Raw genomic sequence first — 24,447 nt, 5'->3', positions numbered from 1 at the left:
GACAGGTCACCGCCATCGTCGTCCCTCCTGCCACCTCGCCCAGGCTCCGCCTAAGGCGGCGGGCGGTCCTGCGGCTAGCGCTTGCGCTTCTTGACCCGCCGGATCGAGAACACCGAGAGCAGCAGGAACACCACGCCGAAGCCCATGGTGATGCCGGTCGAACCCCACCAGTTGAGCGTGCCCTGCTTCCACATGGAGTCCAGGACGGCGCCGGAGGTGTCGATCTCCGGGAGCTCGAGGGGTGCTGGCGCGGGGGCACCGGCCTCCTCGGCCGAGGCCACCGCCTCGTCGTGGCTCTCCTGGGCTGCTTCGTTGGACTCCTCCTGGGGCAGCGCCACCGCGGCGGTGCGCACGATCTCGTTCAGGTCGGCGGACTGGGCCATGGCGGCGTAGGCCCAACGGGTGGGCACCGCCTTGGAGACGCCGTCGGGGGCGCCCTCCATGGCGAACAGCCCCCCGCAGAAGATCAGCTGCACCACGACCAGCAGCGAAGCGGTGTTCATGGCGACGTCCGAGCGGCCGACCAGGGCCGAGACCAGGAACCCCAGGAGCCAGGAGGTCATGATCAGCAGGAAGGTCACGATCCATAGCTCCAGCCACATGGGCCCCCAGGAGGCGAACTGGTCGTGGGGGACCAGAAACAGGACCATGAACACCAGGATGGCCGACTGGATCAGCGAGGTCACGATGGTCACCAGGGTCTTGGCCCCGACGTACGGCCAGACGCCGAGCCCCGTCCTGGTCTCGCGCAGGAAGATGCGTTTCTCGTCCAGGAACGTCCGGCAGGCGGGGAAGAGCCCGATCGCCACGGCGGCCAGCAGGATCACGATGAGCACGATCTGCGGCTGGTTGATCTCCGAGTCGGTGGACTCCGGGTAGGTCAGGCCGTGCTCGCCCGGTACGACCAGCACCAGCAGGGACAGCAGGGCCGGGGCGATGAACGTGGTCACGAGAGCGGAGGTCAGGTCCGTGCGCATGAGCTGCAGCTGCCGGCGCAGCAGCACCCCCAGCTGGAAGATGCCGCGGCGCGCCCCCTGATGGGGCGCCGACGCCTCCGGTGCCCGTCAGGTCCTGATCCCCAAGCCCAAGACGGCGCGCGTCGGAGGCAAGGACCTCACCGATGCCGCCGTGATCGACTGGGCTCGCCAGGTGCTCGTGTCGATCTTCGAGGCGCAGGAGCCGCAGGCATCGTCGAGCGCAGCGCAGGCGCAGAGCGGTTCGCAGTGATCCCGACGTCGTCCCACGTCAGGGCGCCGATGTCCTCCGCTGTGCGGAAGCTCATCTACTTCGGCTATTTTAGGGGACATGTCCGCTTTTCTGCACGGATCGCTACCTGATCGAGGACATCTCACCTATTCTTCTGAAGGTTGAGCGGATACGGGTTCACCACCCTGCCGCTGTACTGTGCAGAAGGTGCTTGTGACCTTGGGGGCACCAGCACCTCCCGCTGAAGCGGCAGACCCGCAGATGGAGCACCTGATCCTCGGGCAGCTCGGCGCGGCTGACGATCCGCGCGCGTCGCGCAGGCCCTTCGGCCCGTGATGCAGGAGAAGCCCCGCACCCTGGTCGGTGCGGGGCTTCTGTCGTCCCGTCCGCCCTCCCCAGCCGGCACCCCCAGCCATCCCGTTCGAGACTGCGGGAGACAGGAGCACGCCGAGGGGACGCAGCGGACGGCCTTCCGGGCCCGAATTGAGGCGGATGGGTCCCCTCGGCGACGATCCTCGACCGCGTACTCATTCCTGCCCATACCCTGCGTGTCCGCCCGTGAGAGATCGCCTGTGCAGGCCTTCGCGCCGCGAAGGCCTGCACAGGCGACTCCTCCTGGCGGCTCGGGGGCGGCAGCGGGCCCGCAACGCTGCCGAGGCCACATTCCTGGGTACGACGACGGCGCGCCGCCCGATCCCGCGAGGGGAGGGGCGGCGCGCCGTGAAGGGGCCGGAAGATGCTCCGGACGAGGCTCAGTGGCCGGCGGGCTTGCTGATGTTGGTCGCAGCCGAGGCCGGCAGGTCCAGCGCCGTCTCGTGCCCGCCGACGGGGCGCGAGCGGGTCTTGGAGGCCATGATCCCGGTGGGCACCAGCAGGGCCGCTCCGTAGACGCCGATGCCCAGCAGGAAGAGCCAGTTCTCGTGGAAGGCGAACAGGTAGAAGCTCACCAGGATGGTGGCCATGGCGCCGATCAGCAGGATCAGGCTGACCGCGCCGGTGCCTTCGCCGGAATGACGGCGGACCTTGCGTCCCTGGGCATCGACAGCCATTGAGTCCTCGTTTCCATGGTGCGGCGCGTGCGGCCGCGATCGTGCGGGTTCCTGACGGCCAGTGTACGTCCTTCGTGCAGCGGCCGCTCCGAGCCCCTGCCCGCGAGCCGCCCAGCCGTGGCCCGAGGGCGCGCGGCGGCTCAGCCGAGCAGGGCGGCTCCGGCCGAGGCGCCGATGCGCGAGGCCCCGGCGCGCAGCATCTCGACGGCCGCCTCGTGCGTGCGGATGCCGCCGGAGGCCTTCACGCCGATGCCTCGGCCCACGGCCGCGCGCATCAGCTCGACGTCCTGGACCGTGGCGCCGCCGGTGGAGAAGCCGGTGGAGGTCTTCACGTAGTCGGTGCCGCCGGCCACGGCTGCCTCGCAGGCGACGGTCTTCTGGGAGTCTTCGAGCAGGCAGGTCTCGATGATGGTCTTCAGCTGCGCCCCGCCCTCGTGGACGGCCTCGGCCACTGTGCGGACGTCGTGCTCCATGGTGGGGCGGTCGCCGGCGCGGGCGGCCGCGATGTCCAGGACCATGTCGATCTCCTGGGCGCCGTTGCGGATGGCCTCGCGGGCCTCCCAGGCCTTGGCCTCGGGCGTGGAGGCGCCCAGGGGGAATCCGACGACGGCGCACACCAGCACATCCGAGCCCGCCACGGCCTCGGCGGCACGGGCCACCCACACTCCGTTGACGCACACCGAGGCGAAGCCGTGCTCACGGGCCTCGGCGCACAGCTGGTCGATGGCCTCCGCGGAGGCCTCCGGCTTGAGCAGGGTGTGATCCACGCGCGAGGCGATGTCCGCGGCGGTGATGTCCGACAGCGAGGAGATGGGCTGGCGCTCGGTGGGGTCGTAGGCGGAGGTCATGTGCTGGGCCTTCCTCATGTGTGGGGGATCCCGCCCTGTGCGGACGAGCAGTGGCTCTGATGCCGCGCGGCGGCCTGTGGGCGGCTCGCCGGTCTCTGCTGTCGAGGGTATCGGGCAGCCCCGACGCCGGCTCGCTGAACTCGTCAGTGCGCCTCAGGGCTGCTGCCCGGGTCCCAGGACGTCGCAGAGCTGGTTGATCATGGCGCCCATGCGGAATCGCTCGGGCACCAGGGCGGGGATCCCGGCCTCCTCGAGGGGCTGAGCGGTCACCGGCCCCACAGTCGCCGCGACCACCGCGCGGGCCGATGCGTCCTGCCCCGGGTGGAAGGCCGCGGCGAAGTCCTCGGCCAGTCCCAGGGCGGCGGCTGCGGAGACGAGGGCCTGGGCGCCGGCGGCCGAGGTGAAGGTGACTGCATCGATCCGTCGGGCGCAGACCTCGCGCACGAGTTCGGGCACGGCGCCGGTCTCATCGGCGTCGGCCCATCGGTGCGGGGTGACCGTCAGGATCTGCGCCCCGGCCTCGGCCAGGCGCTGACGCTGGTCCCGATCCGCGAACCCGTTCTCCTGCCAGCCCACCACGGCGCCGCTGAGGCCGCGGCCGTAGGCCTCCTGCATCAGGTCGACGAGACGGGGCAGGGTCTCGTCGGGGGAGATGCCCGCGTCCTGCAGCCCCAGATTGCGCACGGCCGCCCGTCCCTTGGGCCCGCGCACCCACAGATCGGCCTCAGAGAGCACCTCGAGCGCTTCCTGGGACAGCCCGGCCGCCTCGACGACCTCCCACCACCGCTTGAAGCCGTAGCCCGTGGTGATCACGAACAGCCCCGGGCGTGCGGCCAGCAGGCGGCGCGTGTCGGCGATGACCTGCTCTTCCTGCTCCACGGGCACGAGCTTCAGCGACGGAGCGGCCAGGACCTCGGCCCCGCGACGGCGCAGCGCGCCCATCTGGTCCTCGGCCCGGCGGTGGGCGGTCACCGCGATGCGCCGCCCGGCCAGCGGCAGGTCGTTCTGCGCGGTGTCGGGCGGTGCCACGGCCCGGTGCGGGGTGAGCTCGCCGAGCACGCGCTCGCGGTCCTCGGCGGCCAGCGCGGCGACCGGCCCGATCACGGTCACCGCGGGCGAGACCGCCGAGGCCAGGTCTACGACGGCGCTGCCCAGCTGGCCCGTGAGCGTGCGCTGATCGGGGGAGAAGCCCTTCTCCACCACGGCGATCGGCAGCTCGGGGGAGGCCCCGGCGCGCATCAGCCCGCTCACGAGCTGCGGCAGGGTGGAGACCCCCATCAGCACCACGAGGGTGGCTCCGGTGCCCAGCAGCCGCGCGAAGCCGGCCAGCTCGTCGTCGTCGAAGGGCACGTGCCCGGAGGCCACGGTGAAGGCCCGGGAGACCTCGCGGAAGGTCAGTGGGATGCCAGCCGCGCCGGGCACGGCCACGGCGGAGGTGATGCCGGGAATGGTCTCCACGGGGATGCCCCAGGACTCGCAGTCGGCGGCCTCCTCCCCGCCGCGGCCGAAGACGTAGGGATCCCCGCCCTTGAGGCGCACCACGCGGCGGCCGTGGGAGGCCGCGGTGAGCAGCTGGCGCTGGATCTGCTCCTGGGGCACCGGGTGGTGCCCGGGCCACTTGCCCACGCGCACGATCTCGGCGTGCGGGGCCTGGGTCTCGACGACGCCCTGCGGGGCCAGCCGGTCCAGCAGCACGACGTCGGCATCGGCCACGGCCTCCAGCCCGCGCACTGTCATCAGCTCCGGCGCACCGGGGCCGCCGCCCACCAGGGACACGCCCTTGCCGGGGGCGGGCACGACCGAGACCGGCACGGGTCCGTGGGCCTCACGGAGCCGCATCAGCAGCCCCTCCCAAGGGGCGCGATCGCCGACCACGACGACGAGTCCCGGTGCCCCGCCTCTCAGGGCCTGCTCGGCAGCGGCCTCGTCGCCGGGTGTCTCGCCCGCCTCGGCCGCGGCGCCGGAACCAGCACCGGCGGCACCAGCCGGACCGGCGACCGCGCGGACCTCGGCGCCGGCGGCGCGCAAGCGCCTGGCCGGGCGGGAGTCGTCGTCGGCGCCGAGCAGCAGGAGGCGAACGCCGTCCACAGAGGTGTCGAGAAGCATGTGATCAGCCTAGAACGGCAGGCCGGTCGTCTGGTCCACGCCCCCGGTGGAGTGCGGCTCAGCCCTGGGCGCCCACCGGGATGCGGGTCCCGGAGATCAGCACCGGGCCCGTGCCGTCCTCGGCCGCGGCGATCTCCTCAGGGGTGGCCGGGCGGATCTGCTCGCGCTCGAGCACGTACTGGCGGGCGGAGTCGTCCGAGGCATCCGGGTCGTTGACGAACGGGCGGAACCGGCGCAGGCGCTGCGGGTCGCGCAGGGTCGCGGCCCACTCGTCCTCGTAGCCCTCGACCTGGCGCTGCATGTCCGCCTCCAGGTCGGCGCAGATGCCCAGGGAATCGTCGATCAGCACCGCCTTGAGGTGGACGATGCCGTCGCCGTACTCCTCGTCGAGGTCCTCGAGCCACCGGGCGGTGCGCTGCAGCTTGTCCGCGGTGCGGATGTAGTACATGAGGTAGCGGTCCACGTACTGCACGAGCTCGGCCTCCGAGACGGACTCGGCGAAGACCCTGCCGTGAGCGGGATTCGCCCCGCCGTTGCCGCCCAGATACAGCGTCCAGCCCTCGGGGGTGGCCATCACGCCGATGTCCTTGGACTGGGACTCCGCGCAGTCGCGGGCGCAGCCCGAGGAGCCGATCTTGAACTTGTGCGGCGAGCGCAGCCCGCGGTAGCGGTTCTCCAGGCGGATGCCCATGCCCACGGAGTCCTGCACGCCGTAGCGGCACCAGGTGGAGCCCAGGCAGGACTTCACGTTGCGCAGGGACTTGCCGTAGGCCTGCCCGGACTCGAAGCCCGCGTCCACGAACCGCTTCCAGATCGCGGGCAGCTCCTCGAGTCGGGCCCCGTAGAGCCCGATGCGCTGAGCACCCGTGATCTTGGTGTAGAGCCCGTATTCGTGCCCGACCTCGGCGATCACCGCGAGCTTCTCCGGGGTGATCTCCCCGCCCGGGATACGCGGGACCACCGAATAGGTGCCGTCCTTCTGCATGTTGCCCAGGTTGCGGTCGTTGGTGTCCTGCAGGGTGCCGCGGCCCTCGTCGAGCACGTAGGCGTGCGGCTGGGAGGCCAGGATCGAGGCCATGGTGGGCTTGCAGATCGCGCAGCCGTCCTGACCCCTGCCGAAGCGCTCGAGGGCCTCCGGGAACGTGCGGATGCCGGTGGCGCGCACCGCCGCGTAGAGCTCGGCGCGCGAGAGCTCGAAGTGCTCGCACAGCGCCTTGGAGACCGTCAGGCCCATCTCGGCCATGGTCTTCTCGAGCGTCTTGTGCATCATCGGCACGCACGAACCGCACTGGGTGCCGGCATCCGTGCACTTCTTCAGCTCCGGCACGGACTGGTGGCCGTCGCGCACGGCCTGGCGGATCTCCCCGAAGGGCACACCGTTGCACGAGCACAGGATGGCGTCATCGGGCAGCTCGGTCTCGGGGGCGTCGCCGCCGGCCGCGGAGAGGTAGCGAGCCGGCTCGGCCGGCAGCGGTCGGCCCTGCAGGGGGCGCAGGGCGTCGTAGGGCTCGGCATTGCCCACGAACACGCCGCCGATCAGGGTCTCGCGGTCCTCGGCCACCACGAGCTTCTGATAGATCCCGGCCACCGGATCGGAGTAGTCGACCTCGATCGCCCCGGGCGTGGTCGCGTAGACGTCGCCGAAGGAGGCCACGTCCACGCCGGCGAACTTCAGCCGGGTCGAGGTGTCGAAGCCGGAGACCTCGCCGTCCCCGCCGTGGAGGCGATCGGCCACGACCTCGGCCATCTTGTTGGCAGGGCCCACCAGGCCCCAGGTCTGGCCCAGGATGTGCGCGACCTCGCCGATGGCCCACACGTGGGCCACGGAGGTGCGGCAGGCCTCGTCGACGACCACGCCGCCGCGCGGGTCCAGATGGAAGCCTGAGCGCCGCGCCAGGCCGGAGCGGGGGCGGATGCCCACGCCCAGGATGACCATGTCCGCCTCGAGCCGGCGCACCACCGCCTCGGGGCCGGGGCCGTCGGCGACGTTCACGCCGATCACGTTCTCCTGCTCGTCCAGCTCCACGCCCTGGATATAGCTCGAGCACTGCACATCCAGGCCCTGCTCGCGCATCAGCGAGTTGACGGCCAGTCCGCCCTCGCGGTCCATCTGGGTGCACAGCAGGAATTCTGCGACGTCCAGGATGGTGGCCTCCGCACCCAGATCCAGAAGCCCGGCGGCGGCCTCCAGACCGAGCAGACCGCCGCCCACGACCACCCCGCGCGGGGCGCGCCCCAGCTTCTGCTTCAGCTGCTCGACCTCAGCCACGATGCCGCGTACGTCGTCGATCGTGCGGAAGACGTGGACCCGGTGGGCGCCCGGGATGTTCAGGGTAGCGGCGTTCGAGCCGGTGGCCAGCACGAGCTCGTCGTAGGCGAAGGTCTCGCCGCTGCGGGTGAGCACCGTGCGAGCCTTGACGTCCAGCTCGGCGGCGCGCTGGCCCGAGCGCAGCTCGATGCCCGGTGTCTGCCACATCTGCGGATCGCCCAGCGTGAGGTCGCGCTCGGCGTCCACGAACAGCTTCTCCAGGGCCACGCGGTCGTACGGGGTCCATTGCTCCTCGGAGAGCACCGTGATCGTGTCCTGGCCGAGCCCGCGCTTGAGCATGGACTGCACGAAGCGGTGAGCGGCGGGGCCGCCTCCGATGACGAGGATCCGGCGTCCGGTCGAGGTGTCCTGGGCGGTGGTCTCTGACATGAGTGGCTTCCTTCGCATCGCGGGTGGGCTCGTTCCGATCAGACCACGCGCCCCCGGGCAAGGAGGACCTCAGTTGCCTTCAGATGCTGCGGGACCTGCGCGCGGCAGCGGCCTGCGGGTACGGTTCACGACAGGGCCGCGCCGAGCTCGCGGCGCCCTTCGAGGCCTCCTGCGGAGGGCTCGCACACCGGGCACGGCGCTCGCCGCGCCCGAGGACCCAGGCAAGGAGCCGCATCATGAGCGCCACGACCGCCGTCGAGATATGCCGCCTCGAGGACCTGGAGACCGGCTGGGGCGAGGTCGCCCTGGTCGAGGGCCGCCAGGTGGCCGTCTTCCGGCTGCCGGACGACACCGTGGCCGCGGTGGATCACGCCGATCCCCGCTCGGGCGCGCTCGTGATGGCCCGCGGGATCGTGGGCGCCACGCTCGACGGGACCCCCACGATCGCCTCCCCGCTCTACAAGGAGGTCTACGACCTGCGCACGGGCCAGTGCCTCACGACCGATGCCTACGAGCTGCCCGTCCACGACGCGACCGTCTCCCCGCAGGGCCGGGTCGTCGTGGCGCTGCGCCCGTGAGCGCGCGGGGCGCCGGAGCCCCCGGACCCCGGTCCGAGGTCGATCCCGTCCTGCTGCTGTGCGCGCACGGCTCGCGCTCGCCGACGGCTCAGCGCGCCACGGCGCGGATCACCGAGCAGGTCGGGCGCCTGCTGCCGGGAACCGAGGTGGTCGAGACCTGGGTCGACGTGCAGACCCCGGATGTCGCTCAGCGATGCGCCGAGCTGGCTGATCGCCCGGTCGTGATCGTGCCCCTGCTGCTGTCCGCCGGCTACCACGTGCGCCACGATCTGGAGCTGGCCGTGCACGGGCGGCCGCACCATGTCGTCGTCGGTGCTCTGGGACCGGATCCGCGGCTCTCCACGCTGCTCGCGCGCCGGCTGGCGGAGGCTGAGCAGGAGCCCGTTGCGGCCGAAGACGGCCACGCCGCGGCCGGGGCAGGCGAGCGCAGCGAGGATCCGATCGTGCTGATCGCCGCCGGCTCCTCCGACGAGCGCGCGGTGGCCGATGTCCGCGCCCAGGCGCAGGATCTCGCGGGGCGTCTGGGGCGCCCCGTGGAGACGGGCTTCGTCTCGGCCGCGCAGCCATCGGCGCCGGAGGCCGTGGAGGCGGTGCGGAAGCGGACGGGGCGGCCGGTCACGGCGGCGTCGTTCCTGCTGGCGCCGGGGCAGTTCCACGACCGGGCCGCGGACGCCGGAGCCGAGCGGATCTCGGCGCCGCTGCTCGTCGAGGACGCAGTGGCCGAGGAGATCCTGGAGATCGTGCTGCAGCGCCGGCAGGAGGGCCTGCGACTGCTGGCCTCAGGCGGGCGCTGAGCCCGGGCGGCGGCAGGTGAGTGCGCTCAGTCGTCGTCCTTGTCCGAGGCGGCGGAGTCCTCCCGCTCGACCTGGACGATGGGCATCATCCCCGTGCGGGTCTGCTCATTGCGCTGGCTGCGCTGCCGGCCCAGCCGACCCTTGTGCACCACGATCCGCGGCCTCTTGGCGCTGGCGGTGCGGGCCAGCTGCCGCCCTGCGGAGCCGACATCCCAGCCGCCCTGACCCGGAAGCGTCCACCCCAGGGTGCGCGTGAGCACGGTCAGCAGGGCCGCCAGGAGGATCGCGGCCCCCATGCCCCAGTTGGGTCGACCCAGCTCCCACGCGGCCGCCATGGTCAGCGCGCTGGCGAACGCAGTGGTGGCCGTGAGGGTGTTGCCGCCGAAGATGCCGGGGACGCGGCCGATGCAGACATCGCGCACGGCGCCGCCGCCGACCGCGGTGATCATGCCCAGCATGATCGCCGGGATCCAGCCCAGCCCGGCGGCCAGCCCCTTGGAGGCGCCGGTGGCGGCCCAGCAGCCCAGGGCCAGCGCATCCGCCGCCGAGAGGGCCCGGTGCATCCAGCGGCCTTTGATCGGGAGGTTGAAGATCAGGCCCGTGCCGATCAGCGCGGTGATGAGGTAGGTCGGATCGCTGAGGGCCACCGGCCTGCCGTTCTGGAGCAGGACATCGCGGATCATGCCGCCGCCCAGCCCGGAGAGCACGGCCAGGACCAGGAAGCCGATGATGTCCAGCTTCAGGGAGCGGGCGATCGCTCCGCCGAGCACGGCGTTGACGAACACCCCCGCCAGGTCGACAGCGTGGAATACCGCCTCAGGGTCCAGCAGCTGCACGACCGCCTCCTCGTCGGGATGCCGACACGACAACGGGCCGCGGTCTGCGGCCCCGCCGAGGCTATCAGCGTGGCGCGGGGCGACAGTGCGCAGGGGCTGCGGCTCAGGCGCTGCGCACCGGCTGCTGCTCGAGCCAGGTGTCGAAGGGGGTGGTCTGCTCGCCGAAGACCTGGAAGTAGGTCGTCGGGTCGGCGATCTCGCCGTGGGCCTGCATGAGTCCCATGGTGTCCAGGGCGCGGGTCAGCCCGCCCTTCATGAACAGGCGATTGACGGGGTTCATGAACCACAGCGGCATCACGGTGACCTTGGCCCCGGGGCGGGTGGCCTCCAGGTAGCGGCGCAGCGCGGACTTCAGCGTCATGGGCTCACGGCCGGTGACCTCGAAGACGCGGTCCTGGGCCTGCGGCATGGCGTAGCTGCGCGCGATCGCATCCATGAGGTCTGCGCTGATGATGGGGTGGAGGGTGTGCGGCTGCGGGCCCAGCAGCATGCCGCGCCCGTTCTGCACGAAGGACTCGAGGGTCTCGGCGAAGAAGGCCGGTCGGAAGACGGTCGCCGGTGTGCGCGCGGCCAGCAGGTGCTGCTCGGCGCGGACCTTGGCTCCCTCGCCGGGGTGATCGGCGAACTCGGGGCGGGCGTACATGCCGGAGATCATCGAGATCCGGGTGATGCCCAGCTGCCCGGCCGCCCGTGCCACGTGCCGCACGCCCTCGTCCTCGACGGCGCGGATCTGCTCGGGATCATTGCCTCCGCTCAGGGAAAGGTGCACGGCCTCGGCGCCCTCGAGCGCCCCCGGCAGGGTCTGCGGGCGCGTCACATCGGCCACGCGGGCCTCGACGCCGGCCGGCAGGTCCGTCTGCCGGCCGCGGGCCACTGCCAGGACGCGGTGGCCGCGGGCGGCGAAGACCTCGACGGCGCTGCGTCCGAGCTGCCCGGTGCTGCCGATCACGGCGATCGTGCGCGGAGCTCCGGAGGCCCGCGTCTGCGGGTCCTGCTGCGGGGCGGGCGTGCGGTCCGTGCGATCCATGTCCTGTCCTCCTGGTGGGGTGCGGCGGCCGTGCGGAGGCCGAGATCCCCTTCATCGTGGGGCACCGGCCTGGGAGGGCGCGCGGCGCGGGCGGGGATGTGACGGGGCGTGTCCGGTCCGGGCGCGACGGGGTGTCCACATTCCTGGGGGATCACGTTCCCCGCTCGGGGGACAATCACGCCGCGAAAATGCACTTAAGAACTGAAGGATGGGGCCTCTCGAGATGCGCAGGGGGCGTCTATCGATCCCCGGACGGCTTCAGCCTGAGCTGAGCGAGCCTTCGCGCGGCGGGGTCCTGTCCCCATCTGCCGGGGTCCGGGATTGTATGCCAAGCGGCCTACAAGTCCTCTCTCAAGCGCCGATCGGCCCCCTGGACGCAGGCCCGTGACGTGCCACGATGAATACTCGAGTTCGGCAGTGACCGGAACCTCGCGCCGCGCGAGCCCACCTGATCCAGGGCGATGACCGCGGTGCGACGTCCGCGCCGGGACCGCCCGCGAACAACGGCGCCCCTGGGGAGGGTGCGCCAGGCGGGCGCGGCGCGGAAGCCGGTGAGGCTGCGGGCTCGACGGGCAGGCGCAGTCGATGCGTGCAGTGCATCGGTGCCCTCTCCGTGCCGCACGGCGGTGGAGCACACCGCTCGAGCAGGACCACAGGCCAGAGGGAGGCTGCAGCATGGCTGGACAGGCAACAGCGCTCGAGGGACAGGGCGCCGGCATGCACGCGACGGGGGCGGTGGCACGAGCACGGATCACCGGCGTCGGCGGCTACCAGCCCGGCGAGCCCATCGGCAACGACGTGATCGAGGAGCTGGCCGGCGAGCTGCCGGCCGAGGTCCTGGAGGGGCTGTCCATCCAGCAGCGCTTCTGGCTGATCGACCCGCGCACCGGCGAGCACCGCGAGTCCAACGCCGACATGGCGACCAAGGCCGCTCGTCGCGCCCTCGACTCGGCGGGACTGGTCCCGGAGGACATCGACGGCATCATCCTCTCGACCGGAACCCCCGAGTACACGCTGCCGCCCACGGTCGGCTACGTGCAGGAGCAGCTGGGGCTGGAGAAGGTCTCGACCATGGAGCTGCGCTCGGCCGGTGCCGGCGCGGTGCAGGCACTGGAGATCGCGCGCCTGCAGATCGCGGCCGGCACGCGGCGCCGCGTGCTCGTGATCGGCTCGGAGTGCATCTCCCCGGTGCTGGCCGGGACCTACCTGGCCATGCCCAAGGAGAAGATCCGCATGCGCGACCGCGTGCCGATCTACATGTTCTCCGACGGCGCCGGCGCCATCGTGGTCGAGGCCTCCGACGACGAGTCGAAGGGCCTCGAGCCCGGGGCCGAGCAGGCCATCGGCGGGAACCGCAAGCCCGGCATCCACGCCGTGGGCGGAGGCACGTTCAAGCCGCTCGTGGAGCAGCAGCGCACCAAGCGCCTGGTCGATCTGCGCGTGGACGTGGTCGGAGCAGGCGAGTTCACCCCCGTGATGGTCCTGGAGGCGCTGTCCGGGACCCTGGCCGCCGCCGGGGCGACACCGGCCGATCTGGACTGGTGCCTGATCCCCGAGGGCAATGTGGGCTGGCTGCTGGACTCCATGGAGGAGCAGGGCACGCTCAACGCCGACTTCAAGGCCCTCGAGGGCAAGGTCTTCGACAACCTCGCCGACACCGGCGCCTGCGGCTCGGCCGCCGTCCCGCTGTTCCTCGATCACGCCTGGCGCTCGGGCATGATCGAGGTCGGCCAGCGCGTCAGCCTGATCGGCGTCGAGGCCACCAAGTGGATCTGGGCCGGGATCACTCTGGACTGGACCGCGCCGGCTCCTGCGAGCACCGGGCGCGACGCATGAGCGCCCGCCACGATGCGATCGTGATCGGCGCGGGCCTGTCCGGGCTCAGCGCCGCAGCCCTGCTGGCCCGAGTCGGGCTGGACGTCGTCGTCCTGGAGAAGGCCGACGGCCCCGGCGGCTGCGCCCGCTCCTTCACCCGCGACGGCTTCACCTTCGATCCGGCCGTCCACGTGACCGTGGAGGCGCGGCCGGAGGCCTATATCGGCCTGCTGCTCGAGCACCTGGGCGTGGCCGATCAGGTCGTCTTCGAGCGCTTCGGCGAGATCTACCGGGTGGATCTGCCGGGCTTCTCGATGGTCGCCCCCACCGGGCGCGAGGACTTCCTGGCCGCGCATCAGGACGCGTTCCCGGCTCAGGCCCGCGGCCTGGCCGAGCTGTTCGAGATGCGCCGCGAGCTCTACGAGCAGACCTCGTCCATGCCGCAGCGCCTCGATCTCGCCGAGGACATCGAGGCGGTGATGGCCCGCGTCCCGCGCGTGCTCGAGCACCGTCGTTCGACCGTCGAGTCGGCCAGCGCGCCGTACCTGGACGACGAGCGCGCCCGCGCCGTCATGGGAGCGATCTGGCCGTACCTGGGCTCGAGCCCCGACCGGCTGTCCTTCCTGCTGTTCAACCAGATGCTCGAGACCTTCCACACCGGCGGATGGTTCCCGCGCGGCGGCTTCCAGTCCCTCGTGGATGCGATCGTCTGCGGGCTGGAATCGGCCGGCGGCACGCTGCGCACCGGCGCCGAGGTCACCCGCGTGCTCAGCGCCGACGGCGCCGTGACCGGCGTGGAGCTGGTCGACGGCGAGCAGATCCTGGCCGAGACCGTGATCGGCGCCTCCGACGGCACCGCGCTGCTGGCAGAGCTCGTGGGCTGGGACGCCCTGCCCGCGTCCTGGAAGCGGCGCGTGGAGCGCTACACGCTGGCCCCTTCCGCCGTGACGCTGTTCGGCGGCTTCGACGGCGACCCGCAGCAGCTGGGCATGGTCGACGAGAACATCGTCTTCCGCCACTGGGACCACCGCCGGACCTGGGCCGAGCTGCAGGACGGGCGCCCCGGCGGGCTCTGGGCCTCGGTGCCCACCCTGGTGGATCCCGGCATGGCCCCGGCCGGGAGGCACTCGGTGACGATCACCGGCCTGGTGCCGGCCGAGCTGTCCCGGGACTGGTCGGCGGCCAAGCCCGAGCTGGCAGAGGACATGATCGCCGCCGTCGAGACGGCCTTCCCGGGATTCCGCGACGGATTCGACCTGATGGAGACCGCCACGCCGGCCACCTACGCGCGCTGGACGGGCAACCGCGGGGGAGCGGCCTACGGCTGGGAGAACACCCCGTCGCAGACCGCCTCCAAGCGCCTGCCCCACGTCACCCCGCTCAAGGGCCTGCTGCTGGCGGGGCACTGGTCGGAGGAGGGCGAGTCGTCGCTGCGGGCCCTGACCTCGGGCCGAGCCGTCGCCGAGCTGGCCGCCGAGCGCCACGGGCTCGCCGGGGCCGTGCCGTCGTTCGGCGGGCCGTCGTCGCTGCGCGAAGCCGCTCGGGCCGGTTCCTGAAAGAGCCGGACCCGAAGCACATGTCAGCTGCAACCGAGAGGAATCAGATGAGCGAGCAGAACCAGACCGAGGGCGCCGGGCGCCGGGCCGCCCTGGTCACGGGCGGCTCCCGCGGCATCGGCGCCGCGCTGAGCCTGCGCCTGGCCCAGGACGGCTTCGACGTGGCGGTCAACTACCGCTCCGGCGCCGAGGCCGCGCAGGAGACCGTCGAGCAGCTCCGCGAGCTCGGCGTGGAGGCGATCGCCGTGCAGGGCGATGTGGCCGACCTCGAGCAGATGAAGGCCGCGGCCGCCAGCGCGATCGAGGCCTTCGGGCAGCTCGACGTGGTCGTGAACAACGCCGGGATCTCCAAGGACGTGCTGATCTCGTCGATGCAGACCGAGGACTGGCGCTCCGTCATGGACGTCAACTTCGGCGGCGTCTTCAACGGCACCAAGGCCGTGCTGGAGCACTTCATGTCCCGCGGCACCGGCTCGATCATCAACATGTCCTCCGTCATGGGCGAGCGCGGCTGGGTGGGCGAGGCCAACTACTCCGCCTCCAAGGGCGCGATCAACGCGTTCACCCGCTGCTCGGCCGTCGAGCTGGCCCGCTTCGGCATCCGCGTCAACGCCGTGATGCCCGGCTTCGTGCCGACCGAGCTCGTCGAGGAGCTCGTGGCGAAGTCCGGCGCGGGGATCAAGAGGCAGCTGCCCATGCGCCGGTTCGGCGCTGTGGAGCAGATCGCCGGCGTCGTGTCCTTCCTGGCAGGCGAGGACTCCGCCTACATGACCGGCGAGTGCCTGGCCGTCGACGGCGGCGCCGCCGCCCAGCTCGGCCTCGGCCGGCCCAAGTGACCCGCGCCGACCGGCGCACCGCGAACCACCCGATCACCCCGAAGGATCCGCCGAGCACACCGCTCGGACTGACACACCGAAGGAGAGCGCAATGACCGCTTCGATCGCTGAGACCAACACCGAGCTCTACGAGAAGGTCCGCGACTGCGTGGCCGAGGCACTGGCCCTGGACCTGGACGAGATCTCGCCCGAGTCCACCCTGCTCGACGAGCTGGGCGCCGAGTCCATCGACCTGCTCGACATCCTCTTCCGCATCGACCGCGCCACCGGCGTGAAGATCCAGTCCGACGAGCTGGCCTCCTACGTCCAGGGCGGCATCCCCGACGAGGAGTTCGGCGACGAGGACGCCGACGTCATCACCCCCAAGGGCATGGACCAGCTCAAGAAGGTCATGCCGCAGATCGCGGAGAAGGACCTCGACGGCAAGCTCTCGCCCGAGGACGTCATGAGCCACTTCACCGTGGCGAACCTGACCGAGCTCGTCGCCTCCCGGGCCTGATCATGACGGTCCGGGAACCGCAGGCTGAGCTGGTGCGGGTGGGCGTGGACCTCGTGGAGACCGAGAAGCTCGCTCGCCTCGCCGAGCGGTTCCCGGACCGCCTGCTGGATCTGTTCACCGCCGCCGAGCTGGCCTATGCGCTGCGCGGCGGCCGTCGGAAGGGCGAGCGGTTGGCCGCCCGCTTCGCCGCCAAGGAGGCCGCGTTCAAGGCCCTGGGCACCGGCATGAGCCGGGGCGTGGGCTGGACGGAGATCGGCATAGAGCGCGAGCTCAGCGGCCGGCCCCGGCTCGAGCTCACCGGGCGCGCGGCGGCCACCGCCGCCCGGCTGGGCCTCACCGGTGCGGACGTGAGCCTCTCGCACACCCGTGACTACGCGATCGCCCACGTCGTCCTCTACGCGGCCGCCTCCGAACGCGGCACGACGGCGGCGCCGGCACCGCCCTGCGGCCCGAGCCGCTGGGGCGCCCCGGTGCCGGACGCGCCGGCCGCGACCACCACCAGCTGACACACCACCGTCAGGAGCACTGATGAGATTCCACCTCGTGGATCGGATCGAGGAGCTGAGGCCGCACGAGTCGGTGCGCGCCGTCAAGGCGACCTCACTGGCTGAGCCCTACTGGCAGGGCGAGCCGCCCGTGATGCCGCCGAGCCTCGTGCTCGAGAGCATCTGCCAGGCCGGCACCTGGCTGATCATGGGCTCGACCGAGCTGACCCGCCGCGCGGCGCTGCTGCAGGTGGGCGAGCTGCGCACCCACGGGCTGGTCCACCCCGGCCAGCGCCTGGAGCTCACCGGCACGGTCGTGTCCTGGACCGAGGAGATCGCCGTGCTCAGCGGCCGCGCCGCGGCCGACGGCGAGCTGGTGCTCGAGGCCGAGGACATCATGTGCTCGCTCATGGACGCCGAGACGCTGCAGGACCGCGAGACCTCGCGGCGGCTCTACGAGACGCTGGTGCGCGCATGAGCCCCGCCCAGACCGCCCGCCGCCGCGTGGTGATCACTGGCGCCGGTGCCGTGACGCCGCTGGGCCTGGACGCCGAGTCGACCCTCGAGTCCCTGGTGGCCGGTCGCAGCGGCGTCCGGGAGATCACCCAGTTCGACGCCTCGACCTACCCCGTGCGCATCGCCGGCACGGTGCCCGTGGAGGATGCCCGCACGCTGGTGCCCGACGTCGCCGAGGCCGAGCTGCTCTCCCGGCAGGGAGCCTTCGGCGTGGCCGCCGGGCTCGAGGCGCTGCGCCGCTCCGGGCTGCCCGCCGCCCGCGACGAGGACGAGGCCGACCGCCGCACCGTGGTGGTCGGAGCCACCGCCGGGCGTCCCGACCTGCAGGAGATGGCCGAGTTCTTCCACCGGGTCAAGTCCGAGCTGCCCCTGCACAGGCCGCTGATCGAGGACGTGCTGCGCCGAGACCAGAACATCCCTGCCGCGGTGCTGGCCCGAGGGGCCGGCTTCCGCGGAGCGGTGGAGTCCGTCTCGACGGCCTGCACCGCCTCCGGGCACGCGATCGGCGAGGCCTTCCGCCAGATCCAGGAGGGCGAGGCCGATGCGGCCCTGGCCGGCGGCTACGACTCGCTCGTGACCTGGCTCGACGTCCTGGGCTTCTCCCTGCTGGGAGCGCTGACCAAGGACCACGCCGATGAGCCCGAGCGCGCCTCCCGGCCCTTCAGCGACGACCGCTCGGGCTTCGTGCTCGGCGAGGGCGGGATCATGCTCGTGCTCGAGGAGCGCGAGTCCGCCCTGCGCCGCGGCGCCCCGATCCTGGGCGAGATCGCCGGCTACGCCGCCACCATGAACGCCTACCGCATGACGGATCCGCCGCCTCCCGGGGGAGGGGTGACCCAGTGCATGGTCCGGGCCGTCGAAGACGCCGGGGTCCCCGCCGAGCGCATCGGCTACATCGCGGCGCACGGCACCTCCACTCCGGGCAACGACGTCAGCGAGTCCCAGGCCGTGCGCGAGGTCTTCGGCGCCCACGCCGGCGAGCTCGTGATGACCTCCGTGAAGTCGATGAGCGGTCACCTCACGGCTGCGGCCTCCGCTCTCGGAACGCTCGGAGCCCTGGGGGTGCTGGCCGATGGCCGCGTCCCGCCCACGATCAACCTGGAGAACCCGGATCCGGACTGCGACCTGGACTACGCTCCGCAGCCTGGCCGGGTCCTGGACACCGACGCCGTGCTCGTCAACGCGTTCGCCTTCGGCGGCACGAACGCCTGCACGGTGATCACCCGCCACGTCGACGACGCGGCGCGGCCCGCCCGACCCGCCGATGAGGAGGCCGCACGATGACGCAGCGCAGCACCACCCGCATGCCTCAGCTCACCGGCGTGGACCGGGTGACCGAGCTCGTCCCGGGCGTGAGCGCCCGCGGCGTGCGCGGGGTCGGCGGGACCATGGACCTGCTGGACGACCACTTCCCGGACTTCCCGGTGCTGCCGGGCGTCCTGCTGCTGGGCTCGCTGGCCGAGCTCGCGGCGATCGTCGAGGAGTCGACGACCGACGAGACCGCCGAGGCCGCGGCGCCTGCGCTGCAGCTGGGCGGGGCCACCCGCGTGCAGTTCCGCACCTTCGTGCGCCCCGGCGACGTCCTAGAGCTGGAGGTCAAGCGCACCGGTGAGAAGACCTACCGCGCCTCGGCCTCGGTCGAGGGCAAGTCCGTCATGAAGGTCAACGCGCTGCGCCTGGAGCGCGTGGCCCCGATCGGCGCGCCGGATGCGCGCGGGACCGTCGACGGCGCCGACAGCACCGGACAGGGAAGCGAGGTCGGCGCATGAGCGACGTCGTCATCACCGGCATCGGCGCCGTCACGGGCCTGGGACACAGCGCCGAGCAGAACTGGGAGGCGCTGCTGGAGGGACGCAGCGCGGTCGCCCCCACGCAGTCCTTCGACGCCTCGTCGCTGGACTGCCGCGCCAGCGCGGAGGTCGCGGAGCTGCAGTCGGCGCTGAAGCCGCTCGTGGACCGGCGCATGCTGCGCAACATGATCCGCAACGACCGCCTGGCCGCACTGGGCGCCGTGCATGCCGTCCGCGATGCGGGCCTGGAGGGCCAGCTGGAGCAGGCCGGGCTGTACCTGGCCAGCGCCAAGGAGATCTCCGAGCCGGACAAGGTCATGGACGCCGTGCTGGTGGCCCGCGACGAGGACGGCTCGGTCGACTACCAGGTCATGGGCGCCGAGGGCGCGGCCGACTTCTACCCGCTGTTCTACGTCGAGGGCCTGCAGGCCGCCTCGCTGTTCTACATCTCCAAGGTGCTCGAGATGAAGGGCATCAACGCCTACGTCTCGGGCGCCGCCGAGGCCGGGATGTCCGCCCTGGGCATGGGCCTGCGCGCGATCCGCCGGGGCGAGGCCGAGGTGGTGGTCGTCGGGGGCTTCGACGACGCCACGTCGTGGTGGAACCAGTCCAAGTACCAGGACTGGGGACTGCTGCAGCACGGGCAGGACCAGCCGCACCCGTTCGCCGCTGAGGGCGCCGGCACGGTGCTCGGCGAGGGCTCGGTGTTCCTGGTGCTCGAATCCTCCGACCACGCCGCCGCCCGCGGGGCCCGTGTCTACGCGGGGCTGGAGGCCGTGTCCTCCCGCCAGGACAGCGCCAGGGTCTTCACGCCCCTGGCCGACGGCGACGGACTGGCCCGCGCCGTGCGCGCCGCGCTGGCCGGGGCCGGGATCGACGGCGAGCAGATCGCAGCCGTCGTGGCCGAGGGCACCGCGACCGCTGACGGCGACGCCCGCGAGGTCCAGGCGCTGAGCGAGGCGCTGGGCGCTGCCCGTCCGGCCGTGACGGCGGTGAAGGGCGCTGCCGGGCACACGACGGCGGCCTCCGGGCTGCTCAACGTGGCCGTGGCCGCGCTGGTGCTGGAGGCCGGGACGGTTCCGGCGATCGTCGGGACCGCCGCCGAGCAGGCAGGCGAGCCCGAGCTCGATCTCGTGCTGGGAGAGGCACGGGAGCTGCCCGTCGACGGCCCGGCCGGTGCGCTCGCGCTGGCCCAGGGCTTCCAGGGGCAGTCCGGGGCAGCCGTGCTGCGCCGCGCCCGTGCGGCCCGCGCCACTGAACAGACCGCAGACCAGGGGGAATGATCCGAATGAACCAGCACTCCGCGAATCCGCAGCCCCGTCCCGTCGTGGTGGCCGTGGGCGCGGTGACCTCGCAGGGCCGCGGCGCCGAGGCCACCTGGGAGGGCGTGCGCGACGGCAGCGTCGCGATCCGCACCGTCCAGCGTCTGTCCACCGAGGGCATCCGCACGGACATCGCCGGCGAGGTCGCCCCGCTGGACAAGCCCGCCGATCGCGCCGGCTACCCCGAGGGCTACGACGATCCGGCGCTGGACTTCGCGCTGATCGCCGCCGAGGAGGCCATGGCCGCAGCCGAGGGACTCGGCATCGAGCCGGAGCGCTGGGGCCTGGTCCTGGGCACCTGCAACGCCGGGCTTCTCTCGGCCGAGCAGTGGTACCTCGACGAGCGCGCCGGGCGCGAGGGCAAGGGCGAGGCTCTGGCGTACTCGACCCCGCAGGGCCTGGCCGAGGCCGTGGCAGGAGCCCACGCCATCCGCGGCCCGGTCCTGTCGCTGAACACCGCCTGCGCCGCCGGCGCCAACGCGGTGGGCTATGCCGCCGAGCTGATCGCCGACGGTCGCGCCGATGCCGTGCTCACCGGCGGCACCGATGCCCTGTCCGATGTGCTGTTCGCCGGGTTCAACTCGCTCGAGTCGCTGTCGCCGGAGCCGGCCAAGCCGTACTCCGCCGACCGTCAAGGACTCTCGCTGGGCGAGGGCGCGGCCATGATGGTGCTCGTGCGCGAGGACCTGGCCGAGCAGCTGGGCCTGGAGGTCCTGGCGCAGTTCGCCGGGCTGGGCCTGTCCGCCGACGGCTACCACCCGACCGCCCCCGAGCCCGAGGGCCGCGGCGCGGCCCGGGCCATCCAGGAGGCGCTGCGCCAGGCCGGGGTCTCGGCCTCCGAGGTCGGCTACCTGAACTCCCACGGCACGGGCACCGCCAAGAACGACCCCGCCGAGACTGCCGCCATGCGACGGGCTCTGGGGGAGGACCTGGACCAGATCCGGGTGTCGTCGACGAAGTCCATGATCGGGCACCTGCTGGGTGCGGCCGGGGCCTCCGAGGCCATGGTCACGGTCAAGGCGCTGCAGACCCAGACCGCGCCGCCCACCGCCGGGCTCGTGACCCCCGACCCGGTCTGCGACCTGCGCCATGTGCCGATCGAGGCGCAGCCGATGGAGACGAACGCGGCGATCTGCAACAACTTCGCTTTCGGCGGGGCGAACGCCTCGCTCGTGCTCACCCGCGATCACGAGGACACGCGCCTGCCGGTCAGCGATCGTCGGGTCGTCCTCACGGGTCTGGGCGCGGTGACCTCCGCCGGGGAGACGGTGTCGGCGCTCGAGGAGGCGGTGGCCGCTGGCGAACAGGCCTTCACCGAGGTCGAGGGCCAGCAGGTCGGGCTGTTCACGGCGACCGGCAAGCAGCAGCTGGCCCCCCGCGTGCGCCGGCGCATGGATCGCCTGGCGATCGGCTCGGTCGTGGCCGCGCAGTCCGCGCTCGAGCACGCCGACCACACCGCAGGCGAGCGCACCGGCATCATCCTGGGCACCGAGATCGGGCCCATGGACGTCATGGAGCGCTTCGCCCAGCCCCTGTTCGACGAGGACCCCTCCGCGGCCAATCCGGCGCTGTTCCCGAACACCGTCTACAACGCCGCCGCCGGCCAGGTGGCCATGAACCTGGGCTGCGTGGGCCCCACCACCACGCTGACCGCAGGACGCGCCGCCGGGGCGCTCACGCTGAGCATGGGCGCCCAGGAGATCCGGCGCTGTCGCGCCGACGCGATCCTGGGCACCTCCGCCGAGGCGCTGACCCCGTCGGTCGTGCGCGGGCTGCGGGACCTGGGCCTGTTCGACGGCGGCGACTGGCACGCCGCCGAGGGCGCTGCCAGCGTGCTGATCGAGGACCGGGACTCCGCCCTGGAGCGCGGTGCCCAGCCGCTGGCCGAGCTGCTCGGCACGGGCATGGCCTCCGACGGACTGGGCATCGGCTCGGTCTCGGCCGAGGGCGAGGGCCTGGAGCGCGCCGTGCGCGACGGCCTGCAGCGCGCCGGCGTCTCGGCGCAGGACGTGCACCACGTGTGGGTCGACCTCAAGGGCTCGGCAGGCTCCGATGCCGCCGCCGAGTCGGCCCTGGGCCGTGTTCTGCCGCAGGCGCAGCGCCACGCCAGCCGCCCGGTGCTGGGCGACTCCTTCGCCGTGGGCGGTCTGCTGGACGTGGTCCTGGCCGCCGGGGCGATCTCGCGCGGCGAGGCCGAAGGCCCCGTCGTCGTGACGACCTCCAGCTCGAACGGCTTTCACCTGGCCCTGGTGCTGGGCGCGGCCGAGGCGGATCACGGTGCCTCCTAAGGCTCGCCCGCTGCCGCAGCTGTGGAGCGCGCACGACCCGGTCCTGGCCTACGGTAGCCTGGGCCGGGGCGTGCCGCGGATCGTGCACGTCCACGGTCTCGGCGCTCGCTGGCAGATCTTCAAGCCGGTCATGGCCGGTCTGCAGGAGCACACGCAGCTGGCCCCCGACCTGCGCGGACACGGGCTCTCCGGGAGAGCGGCAGGGGATTACTCGGTGGAGGCCATGGCGGGGGACCTGATCGACCTCCTCGAGGCGCACTGCCCCGAGCCGGTCGTGCTCAGCGGCCACTCGCTGGGCGGCTGGGTCGCGATGGCGGCCGCCTCCCGCAGACCCGAGCTGATCGACGGGCTCGTGGTGATCGACTCGCCGCTGCACTCGCGGCGACCGGATCCCTCGATCACGCGGTCCTACCTCGCGGACGCGCCCCTGGCCCTGCGAGCGGTGTCGCGCTCGCCGGAGCAGCTGGACCCGGCGGTGCTGGAGGCCTACCACGACGGAGAGTTCGCCGCCCCGTGCCCGGCCGAGGACCTGCTCGTGCGCTTCGACGGACCGGTGGCGCTGCTGCAGGCCGATGAGGCCCGCGGCGGGCTCATGTCCGCCGAGGACGTGCAGAGGGCGCGACAGGCGCACCCGCGCCTGCACCACGTGGCCTTCGACGGCATCGGCCATGCGGTGCAGGTCGAGGACTCCACGGAACTGATCGAGCAGCTGCGCGGCTTCCTCGAGATCCTCGACGAGGGCCGCGGCTCGCACGCCGTCGGCACCGTTCCGGCGAGGGAGCCGGAGGTCGCCGGCAGCAGGGTTCAGGACGCGGGCTCCGGGGCTGCGGCCTCGGGTGCCGCACGGGACGAGGACAGGATCGAGCAGCCATGAGAAGAGCAGAGATCGTGATCGTCGGCGGCGGCATCGCCGGACTGACGGCGGCCAACGCGCTGCAGCAGGCGGGCTTCGGCGTGCGCGTGCTCGAAGCGCGCGAGACCGCCTCGACGGCCGAGCTGGGCGCCGGCATCCACCTGTGGCCCAACGTGATCGACTGCCTGCACCGGCTGGGGCTGGCCGAGCCGGTGATCGAGCGCGGCACCGTGGTGCGCCGCCACCGCTATCTCACCTGGCGCGAGCGCCAGATCGGGACCCTGGACGTGGAGAAGCTGGCCGCCGGCGCGGGCTGCCCGGCCGTGGGCGTGACGCGCACGCACCTCTACCAGACTCTGCTGCAGGCCCTGGAGCCGGGCACCGTGCGCTTCGGCGTCTCCGTGACCGGCTTCGACCGCACGGACTCGGGGGTCGACGTGCGCACCGCGGACGGCGAGATCCTGCGCGCGGATGCCGTGATCGGCGCCGACGGCATCGGCTCCGTGATCCGCCGCCAGCTGCACGGCCCCGCCGAGCCGCGCTACTGCGGGCTGACCGCCTGGCACGGCACGACCGACTACCAGCACCCCGAGCTGGTCCCCGGCGACATGGCCATCTACTGGGGCCCCACCGGGCGGATCCTGCACTACCACGTCAGCGACGGCGAGCTGTACTGGCTGGCGCTGCTGCAGGCGCCGCCGCGGTATCCGGACGTGCCGGGGGAACGTCAGGCCGAGGCGATCCGCCGCTTCCGGGGCTGGCCCGCGCACGTCCAGTCGATGGTCCGCTCGACCCCGGAGGAGCGCATCCTGCGCAACCACATCCTGGACCGCGACCCGCTCCAGCACTGGGGCCGTGGCCGCGCCACGATCATCGGTGACGCCGCACACCCCATGACGCCGGACATGGCCCAGGGGGCCGGTCAGGGCATCGAGGACGGGCTCAGCGTGGCCCTGGCCTTCCAGCGCGAGGCCTCCGTGGCCGAGGCGCTGCGCAGCTTCGAGGAGCGGCGCAGGGACCGGGCCAACGGCTTCGTGAAGTCCTCCCGCCAGGTCTCCTCCGTCTCCACCTTCACGGCCAAGCCCATGATCGCCGTCCGCAACGAGATCGTCCTGCGCGCCATCTACCGCACGCATCCCTGGGGCACCGCGCAGAAGGAGATCATCCCCGTGCTGTGACCCGCCCGCCCACCCGTGACATCTGTCGGGGGTGCGGGCGGGCAGGACAGCGCACGGGGAGTCGACGGAATCCCCATAGACCCAGCCGACCAGGGCTGATGTGATGAGACCGGATGCCTGTGCCTCCGCCTCGCACGTCGTCGCCGATACCGGCTCGACGAGCCGAC

Annotated in this window: 21 protein-coding genes; 14 read left to right on the top strand and 7 right to left on the bottom strand. The window is 72.5% G+C overall.

The window, feature by feature from the left end:
• Positions 1-74: 74 nt before the first annotated feature.
• From RF645_RS10450 to nirB, 5 genes are all read right to left on the bottom strand, one after another.
• Entirely contained in the window at positions 75-1,004 is a 930-nt protein-coding gene (locus RF645_RS10450; protein ID WP_368819054.1) for an ABC transporter permease, read from the bottom strand.
• A gap of 954 nt (positions 1,005-1,958) precedes the next feature.
• Positions 1,959-2,255, bottom strand: a complete 297-nt coding sequence (locus tag RF645_RS10445; protein ID WP_271403277.1) for a hypothetical protein — start codon at positions 2,253-2,255, stop codon at positions 1,959-1,961.
• A gap of 140 nt (positions 2,256-2,395) precedes the next feature.
• Positions 2,396-3,103: a deoxyribose-phosphate aldolase gene (gene deoC, locus RF645_RS10440; RefSeq protein ID WP_368819053.1), complete on the bottom strand. Its 708-nt coding sequence runs from the start codon at positions 3,101-3,103 to the stop codon at positions 2,396-2,398.
• Positions 3,104-3,256: 153 nt separating this feature from the next.
• Positions 3,257-5,209 (bottom strand): uroporphyrinogen-III C-methyltransferase, encoded by a 1,953-nt coding sequence (gene cobA, locus RF645_RS10435; protein ID WP_368819052.1) that lies wholly within the window; start codon positions 5,207-5,209, stop codon positions 3,257-3,259.
• Between the two features lie 58 nt (positions 5,210-5,267).
• Positions 5,268-7,907, bottom strand: a complete 2,640-nt coding sequence (nirB, locus tag RF645_RS10430) for a nitrite reductase large subunit NirB (protein ID WP_024290042.1) — start codon at positions 7,905-7,907, stop codon at positions 5,268-5,270.
• 236 nt (positions 7,908-8,143) lie between these two features.
• On the opposite strand from nirB, the gene nirD reads away from it, so the two are divergent.
• Both nirD and RF645_RS10420 read left to right on the top strand, forming a co-directional pair.
• The gene (gene nirD / locus RF645_RS10425; RefSeq protein ID WP_368819051.1) at positions 8,144-8,485 is read left to right on the top strand and encodes a nitrite reductase small subunit NirD; all 342 of its coding nucleotides are present in this window, start codon (positions 8,144-8,146) and stop codon (positions 8,483-8,485) included.
• A complete protein-coding gene (locus RF645_RS10420) occupies positions 8,482-9,279 on the top strand; it encodes a sirohydrochlorin chelatase (protein ID WP_082676985.1) in 798 nt (265 codons plus the stop codon). Before nirD ends, RF645_RS10420 begins: the two co-directional genes overlap by 4 nt.
• A gap of 26 nt (positions 9,280-9,305) precedes the next feature.
• On the opposite strand, the gene RF645_RS10415 is transcribed toward RF645_RS10420, so the two are convergent.
• On the bottom strand, positions 9,306-10,115 hold the full coding sequence (locus tag RF645_RS10415) for a trimeric intracellular cation channel family protein (RefSeq protein ID WP_058871736.1): 810 nt from the start codon (positions 10,113-10,115) through the stop codon (positions 9,306-9,308).
• 103 nt (positions 10,116-10,218) lie between these two features.
• On the bottom strand, positions 10,219-11,142 hold the full coding sequence (locus RF645_RS10410; RefSeq protein ID WP_058871735.1) for an SDR family oxidoreductase: 924 nt from the start codon (positions 11,140-11,142) through the stop codon (positions 10,219-10,221).
• 675 nt (positions 11,143-11,817) lie between these two features.
• On the opposite strand from RF645_RS10410, the gene RF645_RS10405 reads away from it, so the two are divergent.
• The 12 genes from RF645_RS10405 to RF645_RS10350 all read left to right on the top strand — a co-directional run bounded on the left by RF645_RS10405 (position 11,818) and on the right by RF645_RS10350 (position 24,280).
• Entirely contained in the window at positions 11,818-12,978 is a 1,161-nt protein-coding gene (locus RF645_RS10405; RefSeq protein WP_058871734.1) for a 3-oxoacyl-ACP synthase III family protein, read from the top strand.
• A complete protein-coding gene (locus tag RF645_RS10400) occupies positions 12,975-14,513 on the top strand; it encodes an NAD(P)/FAD-dependent oxidoreductase (protein WP_153005714.1) in 1,539 nt (512 codons plus the stop codon). The genes RF645_RS10405 and RF645_RS10400 overlap by 4 nt, the downstream gene beginning before the upstream one ends.
• Positions 14,514-14,560: 47 nt before the next feature.
• Positions 14,561-15,349: a 3-oxoacyl-ACP reductase FabG gene (gene fabG, locus RF645_RS10395; RefSeq protein WP_058871732.1), complete on the top strand. Its 789-nt coding sequence runs from the start codon at positions 14,561-14,563 to the stop codon at positions 15,347-15,349.
• 91 nt (positions 15,350-15,440) lie between these two features.
• Entirely contained in the window at positions 15,441-15,848 is a 408-nt protein-coding gene (locus RF645_RS10390) for a phosphopantetheine-binding protein (RefSeq protein ID WP_006214242.1), read from the top strand.
• A gap of 2 nt (positions 15,849-15,850) precedes the next feature.
• On the top strand, positions 15,851-16,354 hold the full coding sequence (gene acpS / locus RF645_RS10385; protein ID WP_006214244.1) for a holo-ACP synthase: 504 nt from the start codon (positions 15,851-15,853) through the stop codon (positions 16,352-16,354).
• A gap of 22 nt (positions 16,355-16,376) precedes the next feature.
• Positions 16,377-16,811 carry a 3-hydroxyacyl-ACP dehydratase FabZ family protein gene (locus tag RF645_RS10380; protein ID WP_368819050.1) on the top strand — a complete coding sequence of 145 codons (435 nt, stop codon included), beginning with the start codon at positions 16,377-16,379 and terminating at the stop codon, positions 16,809-16,811.
• Positions 16,808-18,133, top strand: coding sequence for a beta-ketoacyl synthase (locus tag RF645_RS10375; protein WP_368819049.1), 1,326 nt, complete (start codon positions 16,808-16,810; stop codon positions 18,131-18,133). Before RF645_RS10380 ends, RF645_RS10375 begins: the two co-directional genes overlap by 4 nt.
• Positions 18,130-18,618, top strand: a complete 489-nt coding sequence (locus tag RF645_RS10370; RefSeq protein WP_053447732.1) for a hypothetical protein — start codon at positions 18,130-18,132, stop codon at positions 18,616-18,618. Before RF645_RS10375 ends, RF645_RS10370 begins: the two co-directional genes overlap by 4 nt.
• Positions 18,615-19,922 carry a beta-ketoacyl synthase N-terminal-like domain-containing protein gene (locus RF645_RS10365; RefSeq protein ID WP_368819048.1) on the top strand — a complete coding sequence of 436 codons (1,308 nt, stop codon included), beginning with the start codon at positions 18,615-18,617 and terminating at the stop codon, positions 19,920-19,922. The genes RF645_RS10370 and RF645_RS10365 overlap by 4 nt, the downstream gene beginning before the upstream one ends.
• 5 nt (positions 19,923-19,927) lie before the next feature.
• Entirely contained in the window at positions 19,928-22,249 is a 2,322-nt protein-coding gene (locus tag RF645_RS10360) for a beta-ketoacyl synthase N-terminal-like domain-containing protein (protein ID WP_368819047.1), read from the top strand.
• A complete protein-coding gene (locus tag RF645_RS10355) occupies positions 22,239-23,123 on the top strand; it encodes an alpha/beta fold hydrolase (RefSeq protein WP_368819046.1) in 885 nt (294 codons plus the stop codon). The genes RF645_RS10360 and RF645_RS10355 overlap by 11 nt, the downstream gene beginning before the upstream one ends.
• Complete coding sequence (locus RF645_RS10350; protein ID WP_368819045.1) at positions 23,120-24,280, top strand: FAD-dependent monooxygenase; 1,161 nt, start codon at positions 23,120-23,122, stop codon at positions 24,278-24,280. The genes RF645_RS10355 and RF645_RS10350 overlap by 4 nt, the downstream gene beginning before the upstream one ends.
• The last annotated feature ends 167 nt before the right edge of the window (positions 24,281-24,447 follow it).

The organism is Kocuria sp. CPCC 205260 (assembly GCF_040981045.1).
GTDB lineage: Bacteria > Actinomycetota > Actinomycetes > Actinomycetales > Micrococcaceae > Kocuria > Kocuria palustris.
Note: the sequence above shows the minus strand (reverse complement) of the source record. Positions and strands in the feature narration are given on the sequence as shown.